Here is a 9,653-nt window from a genome sequence, read left to right on the forward strand (position 1 = left end):
AGGTGCTTTCCGTGAAGACCTGTATCACCGACTGGCGGTGTTTCCGCTCCACGTTCCGCCCCTGCGGGGTCGACTTTCCGACATCCCCTTGTTGGCCGAACACTTCGTGGAGAAGTACGCCACCCAATACAACCTTCCGGACAAATCCTTGTCACACGGGTTGCTGCAACACTTTCAGACCCACAGCTGGCCCGGCAACGTGCGGGAGCTCGAAAACATGATTCATCGGGGCGTAGTGATGGCCGCCGATGCGGACACCATCACGAAAGAGCATGTGCTGAATGCATCGTTCACGCGGGATGCAACGACCGATGCCGACAGCAATGCCGGTACGGGGGGAACGACACTCACACAACTTTCGGACGGGAACGGTCCCCCAACGATCGCCGAGATGGAGCGCAAACTTATTTTGCGTACCGTGTCACAGGAAGACGTAAGTCAGAAACATGCCGCTGAAAAACTCGGCGTCAGTGCACGTACCATCCGCAACAAGCTACAAGAGTACCGGGACGAAGGATTTTCGATTTAGGATTGACTACGTTATCCAAAGAGCTCGGTAAGCGACGAGGCGACATCCTCTGCCACGTCCGGCTCGGTGAACCGTCCATTTTCGACCTGTTCCTGAAGTTCCGTACGCCGCTCCTCTGAAAGCGAAGCTTCCTCGTTCAGGGCTTGGCGCCCCCGCTCCACGAGAGCCACGTCCTCTCCACTGAGGCGCTCCTGTGCGGCACGGGCGGCGTCGGAAATCTCCACCTGATCGGTGCCGGCGGCGTCGGTCGTCTCGGACGACTGCTCCGATGACGCCTCCTCTGAGTTTGCGGCCTGCTGCGCCTCACCGATGTTTTCGTTGCGCGCCGAGTCCGGCTGCAACGGCCCGGTGGATGGATTCTGAATATTCATGGGCTCAAGCGCTGTTTGTAAGGAATGGATGTCGGAGCCCCATGCCACGAGCGGCTGCCGTCTTGTGGAGGGTTATCGGGGCGGACACAGATTTATTAAGTAAAGAAAACGTTAAGTAATTAGTTACCCGCTGAGTTCGGGGGGAAGCACTCCGTCGCGACCGGTCTGGTCCGGAGTCGAGGAGGCAGTGTGGTCGTCGTATGAGTCGTTTGCACGCTGCAGTCGCTGCAGCTGATTGAGCTCCGCCTCGATCTCGTCCTCCCGCTCGCGGAGCTGATCTAAAAGGGCCTCGTGCTGGTCGGACAGGGCCTCACGCTTTCGTCGGAGGACACCGTCGGTCTCTTCTGCATCCGGCGTTGTGGACGGGGACGCGTCGGCGTCCGTTCCCGCATCCGTCGCAAGCCGGTCAATGGTCCGCGCGCGCCGATCGAGCAGATTTTCCACACGACCCCAGTCATCGGCCTCCATCGCCTCGGCAATTCGTTCTCCCAGGTGAAGAAGAGCGTCGAGACGTTCGGCGGACACAGCCATCTACTCGAAAGGCGCTGTGGCGATGAGCGCGATCCAGCGACCTCGTCTAGAAAAGCCGCTGGCTAATGGACCGCTGCTGATTAGCGAGCGAGCGGATCGTGCTCTGCACCTGTGCAAACCGGCCTCGAAGCTGCTGTTGGCGGCGCTGGAGGCGCTCGTCGAGACTATCGATCCGGTCGTCGATCCGGTCAATGCTGCTGTCAATGCTATCCTGCCGGTCGTCGAGGAGGCCGCCCGTGTCCGCGTACTGGTCCACACGCTCTTTCATCCGCGTGGCCACCCCGTCGGGGCCGGCAAACAGGTCCTTTAAGGCGCCCTGGTTTTCCCGGACGGCCGTACGAAGGGCATCTTCGTCGGTGAGTTTCAGGGTGCCGTCCCGGTTGGCCTCCACGCCGATGTCCGCGAGGGTATTGAGCCGCTCTGGCTGCCCGTTTACCGGCCGGGTCGCATCGGTGCGGAGCTGCCGACTCAGGCGCCGGAAGCCTGTATCGTCGGCCAGCTCTCCCTCCTCACCGCTTCCCGGATTGATTTCCGTTTTCTCTCGGAGAAAAGAGATGACTTCGTTGACTCGGTCGACGAAGTTCTCCACGATGCTTTGTGCCCCTTCCTCGTCTGCTGTGACGTCGAAGGAAGACTCGGTACCGGTTGCCTTGTCGAGATTAATGGTCACGCCGTCGAGGGCATCTGTGACCTCATTGGAGTTACGGGTCAGCGTCAGGCCGTCCAGAGTAAACTCACTGGTCAGCTTTGAGCTCCCCTCATCGCTCCCCACCTTCGTGAGAAACCCTCCTTGCGAGTCGCCGGCCTTCTGACTCGCGTTCACCTGAAGCTCCGAGAGCAGTCCGTTTCCGGAGTCCGAGAAACCGAGCCGCCCCTGATATCCCTTCTGTGAACTGCGGAGCGAAAGGCGGGCCGTATCACTCGTGGGACTGACCACCGACACATCGGGGCGCTCGTCGGACGAAATCACCCCGTCGTCGACCGCCGTCTGGAGCGCATCGTCCACGGCCGTCTGTATATTCCCCAGAATCTCTTTGTTGGTGGACCCGCTGGGGTCCACAGTCACGCTGACTTGCTCACGGGCATCGGGATTGCTGTCGGTCGGCGAGGCAACCTCAACCGAGAAGGTCTGCTGCCCGTTGTTGTCAAAGAAGGTGCGCAGGCCGCTTCCTCCAGAATTATAGGTCTTCGACACCCGCCCGTCTTCCGAGGCCAATCGGTCGACGGCCAGTGAATGGCTGCCCACACTCGCCGTCTCGTCGGCCGACACGCTGAACGCCTCCGTCCCCGAAGCGCCACTGACATTGCGGCTTTCGAACGGGCTGGAGCTGGAGTCGGCGAGGGTGCTGAGCTGACTCTGAAGCGACGAGAGCTTGCCGTCCAGGTCGCTCACCACCGACTTGGTGCTCTGCTTCTGCTGGCGCTCGTTCTGAAGCTCCAGCTTGGGCTGGCGCTCAATCTGGAGCGTGCGCTGGATCAGTCGCTGGTACTGAGGGCTCAGGTTTGAGGGGCGAGACGGACCAACAGACGTTCCCATGGGTCTCTAGGAGATCAGTGAAGGATATAGCAGGTGGGGCGGGCAGGGCCGTCAGGTGGACTGTCCCTCGACGACGCCCTGCCTCCAACCGTCCCGAAGTTCTTCGAGCAGCCCGCGGATCATGTCGAGGTCTCCTGTCGCGCACTCGTTGAGGCAAAACTCGTAGATGCTCTCCAGACGCTCGGCTAGCTCGCCGCCCTGCTCCACATTCAGTGCTTTAATGAGCTCCATCAGGACCTCACGAAGGGTATCCCGGTCCTCCTGGTGGCAGGCCTGGATGCCCGCCTCGTAGAGCTTCTCAATGAGCTTCTCCGGCGAGGCGGTCTGAACCGACTGCTGCTGGTATTGCTGGCGTGCACTGTACATGAGAATGGATGCAAATTTGAGTCCGACGCAATCAAAACGGTTGACGACGGGATGCCTTTTTCCTCACGGGAAATGATTTCCGCCCCGGAGAGTCCTTCCGGAGCGACGGCGTCTCTGTCGTTCACCTCTGGTTATCGGAGCACCGGGCAATCTTTTAAGGGCGCCCCGTCCCAAAATCCCGTTTTGCCATTCTGGACAGGGGTCTCGTTCCCGCTCACGACGCATTGTACTGCGTGGCGACAACAGGTGGGTTCCCCTCCACACGTCAGAAAGCAAGCGTCAATGTCCTCCCAAGCCGGAAGCACCGCATCAGTCGCCTCGCGTGTGCAGGACTCATCCGGCTGAATGGAGGCGTCCCTGCAATCGGTAGATGGTTTCCAGATCGATTTGGGGCAACGAGGAGGCTACGGCTCGGGAGCAGAGCGTCCCTCGAAGGCACCGACCAGACGGTCGCTCCTGGACGACCGTGTTCGCCACGTGGCCCCATGCGGTTGCGTCGGGCCCCGAGCTCGTTGCCTACGCCTCCGCGTCGGTGGTCTCTCCAGCCCTGGGGAGCCGCACGACGAACCGGCTCCCCTCTCCCTTTTCGGTGTTCACCTCAACGTCCCCGTCCATCTCTTCGGTCGCCCTGCGGGTGACGGCCAGCCCCACCCCGCTGCCCTCATACTCCCGGCTGATGCCCTCCGACGCCTGCCGAAAGGGGGCGAAGAGCTCTTCCGCAGTCTCGGGCTCCATCCCAATCCCGGTGTCCTCGACCTCCAGTACGGCCATCTCGTCCTCCTGGTACGTTCGCACCCAGACGTCGCCCCCCGTCTTGGTGTATTTAATGGCGTTGGAGATGAGATTCTGAACCACGATCTGCACCCCGCCGTCGTCGGCCCGGGCCTGGATGGGCTGGTCTCCGGACTCGACCTGGAGGCAAACCCCTTTGTCCAGGGCCCTCGGCCGCAGCTCCGCAGCCGTCCGGCGCGCCCGGTCTGCCAGGTCGACGGGCCGACTGTCTAGCTCCATCTGCCCGGCCTCCAGCTTCGACAGGTTGAGCACCCCCTCCAGGGTGTCGAGGAGGCGCTTGCCGCCCTGCTCGATCAGATGGGCCTTCTGCTCCAGGGAGCCGGACACCGGCGCGTCCAGACCGCCCACCTCGGCACCAAGGACCTCGGCGAATCCAATGATCGACGTTAACGGGGTGCGGATCTCGTGGCTCATGTTGGCGAGGAATGCGGACTTTAGCCGGGCCGCTTCCTGCGCCTCGTCTCGGGCCTGCTCGGCGTCGGCGCGGGCTGCCTCCGCCTCCTCCTTCGCCCGGCGCAGGTCCAGCCGGTCGAACTCGCCCGCCTCCAACGTGCCGACAATGATGATCCCACGCTGCCCGATCGGCACCCCGGCCGCGGAGCGTAGGTCCCCGTAGTCGATGTCGTTCTCCAACGCCCCGGTATCAGGGACGACGACCGCCTTCCCGGCCTCCAGCGCACGAGCCGCAACGGTATCGCCGTCGGCCGCATGGGGGTCAGGATCCGGTAGACTGGCGTCGCCCTCAGCGGTGGTGTTCTTCGGGACGATCTCGTTTCCTTCTACGAAGCCCGTGTGTCGGAACGGATACGCAAAGACATCCTGAAGCACCCCATGCACCTCCGCAGCGACCTCCTCCTGAGACCCAGCCCGGAGCAACTGGCGGGTTGCATCGTAAAGCGCTTCAATCTTCTCTTTGCGCCTGCGGAGCGCCTGCTCCTGCCCCTTGCGCTCCGTGACATCGTTGAGGTGAAACAGAGCGCCGCTTACCTCGCCCTCGACGTCCTGAAGGGGCGCGCCACTGACCGACAAAATGCGCCGCGTGCCGCCCGGCCATTCGATTGCGTGCTCGTACCCAGCGATGGGGGCCTGATCCCGAAGCACCTGCCGGAACGGAAGGTCTTCCTCTGGAATGGGGCGTCCGTCCACCGTTGTGATCCCCCACTCCGGGTCGTTGAAGGCCCGCTCGGTCACCTCGTTCTTCCCAATGCCCAGCACCTCTTTGGCCCGCTCGTTCGCCCGGGCGAAGTTGCCCTCCTCGTCCAGCAGCACAATGGCGGCCGGGCTCGTGGACAACAGCCGATCCAGAAGGTCCCGCTCCTCCCGAAGACTGTTTTCTCGATCCAGTCGATCGAGCACGGCCGTCGCGTAGGTCCCGAGTACCTCAATCAGGCGGATGTCCAATTCGCTGATGGCGCCCGGTTCAGGAGAGGAGACGGCGAGGGTGCCGTACTCTCCAATCGGCACAACCATCACGGACCGGAGGTCTCCGTAGTCGTGAGAGACCTCAACCTCAGCGGCCTCCAGGTCCGAAATCGTGAGCGTGTCGCCACTCCGATAGACCTCCGCCACGGCACTGTCCCCGTCGACGTCGAAAGGCGGGCGCTCGGGCATGAACGCAAGCGTCCCCGCCGCCACGTGGGCCACCTCCAGGACGCCCTGTCGGGCAAACCGGACGGACACGCCCTGGTGGCCAAGGGCCTCCCGGATGATCTGGACGAGCACCGCGCTGATCTCGTCTTCACTGGACGCCCCCAGCAGGCGATCAGCCGTCTCGTAGAGGGTCTCGACCTTTTCGCGTCGCTCCTGCAGGGTACGTTGCCGCTCCTTGCGTTCCGTCACGTCCCGGGTCGTCCCCACAATCTGCTGCACGATTCCGTTGACAACCACCGGCGCAATGCGGGTCGTCCAGTGGGTCGTCTCGCCGTTCAGGGGCACCGTCTCCTCGTACTCAAGGGGCTCCCGCCGGCGAAGACACGTCCGGTACCGCTCCGCGACCGCCTCCCCGGCGTCCTCCCCCAGAACATCTTGGGGCGTTTGTCCGCGGATGCTCCCTTCCGAAAAGCCAGTCTTCTGCTCGTAGGCGGGGTTGACCCGCTGGACGGCGAACGCCGGTCCGCCATCTTTCTCCTCAACGTCGATGAGGAAGAGCGCGTCCTGGGCGTTCTGGAAGAGCATCTCCGTCTGACGGAGCCGCTGATCTCGCTCTTTCTCGTCGGTGATATCGAGCATGAAGCCGTTGAAGACGAGCGCCTCGCCCTCGGCCCCTGGCCGACGCTCCAGGACCGAGGTAAGGAGCAGCCACACCCGCTCTCCATCGGAGCGGTCGAACGGCAGCTCCACCTGCTCCGGGCGCTCTCCGCTGCGGGCCGCCCGGACGCACTGGTTGTGCCGATCCCGGTACGCATCCGGCACCCGATCTAGAAACTGCTCTTCGAAATCGTCCGCCTGCGGGGACACCCCAAGGAGCGTCTCGGCCCGCTCGCCGACGAACCGGTACCGACCGGACCCGTCCGGGTCGACCCGGTACTGAAACTCAATGCCCGGGAGGCTCTGCGACACGCCCCGGAGCCGGTCTACCTCGGACGTTCCGGGCCCCCGTCCCTCGGCGGCCTCGGGCTCCGCAGATACGAAACGACTCCGGAGCCCGGCCCCAACCCAGCACACGACGGCGCCGGCCAGAAATGAGAAGAGAGCCCCGAACACCAGTATGCTGGACGAAAGCACACTCATCGGACGGTACCCAAGCGGATTGGCAAAGTGTCAGAGTACAGGAATACCCACAATGGCAAATGTAAGCAAGAATTAGGTGAACAGAAACAATTCTTCTAGTGGGGTGCAGACGGCCCCGGGCCTGTGACGAGTCTGCGACACCGAGCGGCGGAGGATTCCCCGGACTCCGGTAACGTCGTGGCTGCTGGTCCGTTGACGGGTCTGTGGGCGCGGACGAATGCGTCCTGGGCGGTTTCCTCCGCCCGGTTCTGCCCTTCACGAAACGAGATGGATCTTTCCGCTCGACCTGTCCCCCCGTCTACGAACGGCATCCAATACAAAATACAAAAAGCACAGTCTCCAGCCTCTCCCGGACAACTGTGCCTTGCGAATTCGTCCGCGTGCCGATGCTCTCCAAGGCTCCCTCTCGAAGAGCGGGCCCCGGTGGCTCCTGTATGTGTATGGACTACTCGATGAGGGCGTACACCGCCGGCCCGGTGGCATGGGCCTGTGCGCGGCGCGCCGTCTCGGCCTGGGCCCGCATCTGGCGCTTTGCGGCCCGCACCTGCTCACGGGCCCGGTCGGCCCGGGAACGACGGAGGCCCGTCGAAAACTCGGCGGTCGCAGACCCGAGATTCTCGAGATGGCCGGATGGGATGCGCAGGGGCGAGTCGCCAGCCCACGCCCCCGGGCTGGCCTGTGTTCTCGGACGCCCGTCCACATCGGTGCTTGTAGGGCTCGAGGTACTGCCGGTCTCGTGTCTGACGCGCCTGCTCGCTCCGTCGTCTGAAGTGGAGACCGAGGGTGAAGAGCCGGTGGCATCGGACCTGTCCATCGCCGGGCCGAGGCCGAGCGGGAGCAGAAACGTCGTCGGGGAGGCAGGACGGGGCGACTCCGAGAGAACACGCATGGCGACAACCGGGGAAGCCTTGTGAGGGGGAAGGACGAATAGAGCGAATGAGCGCGTCGTGTTGGTCCGGCTCATCTTCGGTTATCGGACGCAGGCGAAGAATCTTAAACGTCCCGCGAAGAGAGGCACGCCCCCGGCAACGGGACCGTGGAGTAGGGGACGGGGATATTTTCGCAGGTGCTCACAGTGACGGTGCGCCGGCCCTGTCCGTGTTGCTGCGACACAGAGAGGTAGCCCGGCCCGACGGCCCGGAACAACACAAAAAAGCACAGCCCCCGGCATCGGGCCGGAGGCTGTGCGCATGAGTGCTAGTTTTTCGAAGCTACGCCGAGAACGTCGTCAAGCGAGCTTCTGCTTGACTCGCCCCTGAACCGATTACTGGAGGAGCGAGAGCACGCTCTGGCCCGCCGCGTTGGCCTGCGCCAACTGCGCGGTCCCGGACTGCTGCTGCACCTGCAGCTTCGCCACCTGCGTCTGCTCCTTCGCAAAGTCCGCGTCTTCGATCCGGCTCTGCGCCGCGTTTAGGTTCGTCCGGCTCGTCTCCAGGTTCGACTCCTTGAACGACAGCCGGTTCTGGCTCGCGCCCAGGTCACTGAGCTGGGTCGTCAGGTCGTTGATCGCCGCCTTCGTGTCCTCGACGATCGCCCGGGCTGCTCCCGCCGAGCCCCCCTCCAGGCGATCCCCGATGTTGTTGTTGTCGTTGACCGACACCTCAAAGGTCTTCTCTTCTCCCTCTCTGATATCGCCAGCCGTAAACGACACACTACTTGCCTCGAACGAAATCGTGTTTGTGCCTGTCCCCGACTCAAGCGTGATCGTTGGCGGCGACGCGGTGGACAGGTCCGCCGTCTTGGTGGTGTTGGCGGTCTCGAACGTCAACACGTTGTCGTCGCCGCTGCTGTCACCGTCGTTGGTGTCTGTCACCTTCACCTCAAAGGTGCCCCCCTCAAGGCCGCCGGCCAGCTCCGTTGCCGTGCCCCCGTCGGAGGTAGACGTGGTCGCCGTGCTTGCCGCTATGTCCCCGGCCGAGAGACCGAGCTTGCTGTCGCTGAAGTCACTGGAGATCACGTTCTGCCCGTCTGCAATGCTGGGATTGACATTTCCGTCAATCCCCCGGTCCTCCGCGGTCGAGTTCCCGATGTTGACGTCAAAGGTCGAGTCCGCCTCCGCCCCGGTCTGGAACGTCAGGCCCACCGAGTTGCCGTCGGCCCCCGCCGATCCGCCCTTGATCAACTGGTCGCCGTTGAACGTCGCGTTGTCGGCAATGTCGTTGACCTCCGAAACCAGCGACTGCAGCTCGTTGCCGATCGCGTCCCGCTCGTTCTGCGACAGGCTCCCGTTGGCCGCCTGCGTGGCCTTCTCCCGGGCGGTCTGCAAAATGTCGAGCTGGGAGTCGAGGGCCCCCTCCGCCGTGCTGAGCGCGCTTTTCGCGTCCCCGATGTTCCGGAGGGACTGCTGCTGGGCGCCGGTCTTCGCCTCCAGCCGGTTGGCAATCTCGAAGCCGGCGGCGTCGTCGGAGGCGCTGTTGATGCGCAGGCCCGTCGTCAGGCGCTCCCGGCGGGTGCTTAGCTCCTCACTGGTGTCGGACAGGTTCTGGAAGGCCTGCTGAGACTGAATGTTGGTGTTGATCTGCGAAAACGAGCTCATGGCAGTCTACTGGGTTTGCGGAAGAAAATCATCGATGGGCGTGCCTGGCGCAAGTGCCTAGCGCAAATGTGCACCGGCGCCTCGAAGGGCACTGAGGCGGGCGCTGCGGCCTCGCCGTGCCGACCTCATCGTGCCGGTTCACCTCCGGTTATCGGACGCAACCCTGGGTTTTTAAATAAACCGAGCCGTGTGCCCGCAAGGTGCCCGAGACGCTGGCCCAGAGTTTGCGCCTTGTTACATCCGACCCGAAAGGCCCTTTCG

General features: G+C 63.5%; 8 protein-coding genes. 1 reads left to right on the forward strand and 7 read right to left on the reverse strand.

What is annotated here, in order from left to right; translation table 11 throughout:
• Nucleotides 1–88: 88 nt before the first annotated feature.
• Nucleotides 89–529, forward strand: a complete 441-nt coding sequence (locus tag OJB03_RS15235; protein WP_263788917.1) for an AAA-type ATPase lid domain-containing protein — start codon at nt 89–91, stop codon at nt 527–529.
• A gap of 11 nt (nt 530–540) precedes the next feature.
• Here the strand turns inward: OJB03_RS15235 and OJB03_RS15240 are convergent, their stop codons facing one another.
• The 7 genes from OJB03_RS15240 to OJB03_RS15270 form a co-directional block, all read right to left on the reverse strand.
• Nucleotides 541–900: a hypothetical protein gene (locus OJB03_RS15240; protein WP_263788920.1), complete on the reverse strand. Its 360-nt coding sequence runs from the start codon at nt 898–900 to the stop codon at nt 541–543.
• Nucleotides 901–1,023: 123 nt separating this feature from the next.
• Nucleotides 1,024–1,431: a flagellar protein FliT gene (locus OJB03_RS15245; RefSeq protein ID WP_263788922.1), complete on the reverse strand. Its 408-nt coding sequence runs from the start codon at nt 1,429–1,431 to the stop codon at nt 1,024–1,026.
• A gap of 46 nt (nt 1,432–1,477) precedes the next feature.
• Nucleotides 1,478–2,968, reverse strand: a complete 1,491-nt coding sequence (fliD, locus tag OJB03_RS15250; RefSeq protein WP_263788924.1) for a flagellar filament capping protein FliD — start codon at nt 2,966–2,968, stop codon at nt 1,478–1,480.
• A 51-nt stretch (nt 2,969–3,019) separates the two neighbouring features.
• Entirely contained in the window at nt 3,020–3,334 is a 315-nt protein-coding gene (locus OJB03_RS15255) for a flagellar export chaperone FliS (RefSeq protein ID WP_263788925.1), read from the reverse strand.
• Nucleotides 3,335–3,850: 516 nt separating this feature from the next.
• Nucleotides 3,851–6,856: a PAS domain S-box protein gene (locus OJB03_RS15260; protein WP_263788927.1), complete on the reverse strand. Its 3,006-nt coding sequence runs from the start codon at nt 6,854–6,856 to the stop codon at nt 3,851–3,853.
• Between the two features lie 445 nt (nt 6,857–7,301).
• Nucleotides 7,302–7,745 (reverse strand): hypothetical protein, encoded by a 444-nt coding sequence (locus OJB03_RS15265; protein ID WP_263788928.1) that lies wholly within the window; start codon nt 7,743–7,745, stop codon nt 7,302–7,304.
• Between the two features lie 375 nt (nt 7,746–8,120).
• On the reverse strand, nt 8,121–9,392 hold the full coding sequence (locus OJB03_RS15270; RefSeq protein ID WP_263788930.1) for a flagellin N-terminal helical domain-containing protein: 1,272 nt from the start codon (nt 9,390–9,392) through the stop codon (nt 8,121–8,123).
• Nucleotides 9,393–9,653 lie beyond the last annotated feature (261 nt).

Origin of the sequence: Salinibacter grassmerensis, from assembly GCF_947077765.1 — a bacterium.
In the GTDB taxonomy this organism is placed as follows: domain Bacteria; phylum Bacteroidota; class Rhodothermia; order Rhodothermales; family Salinibacteraceae; genus Salinibacter; species Salinibacter grassmerensis.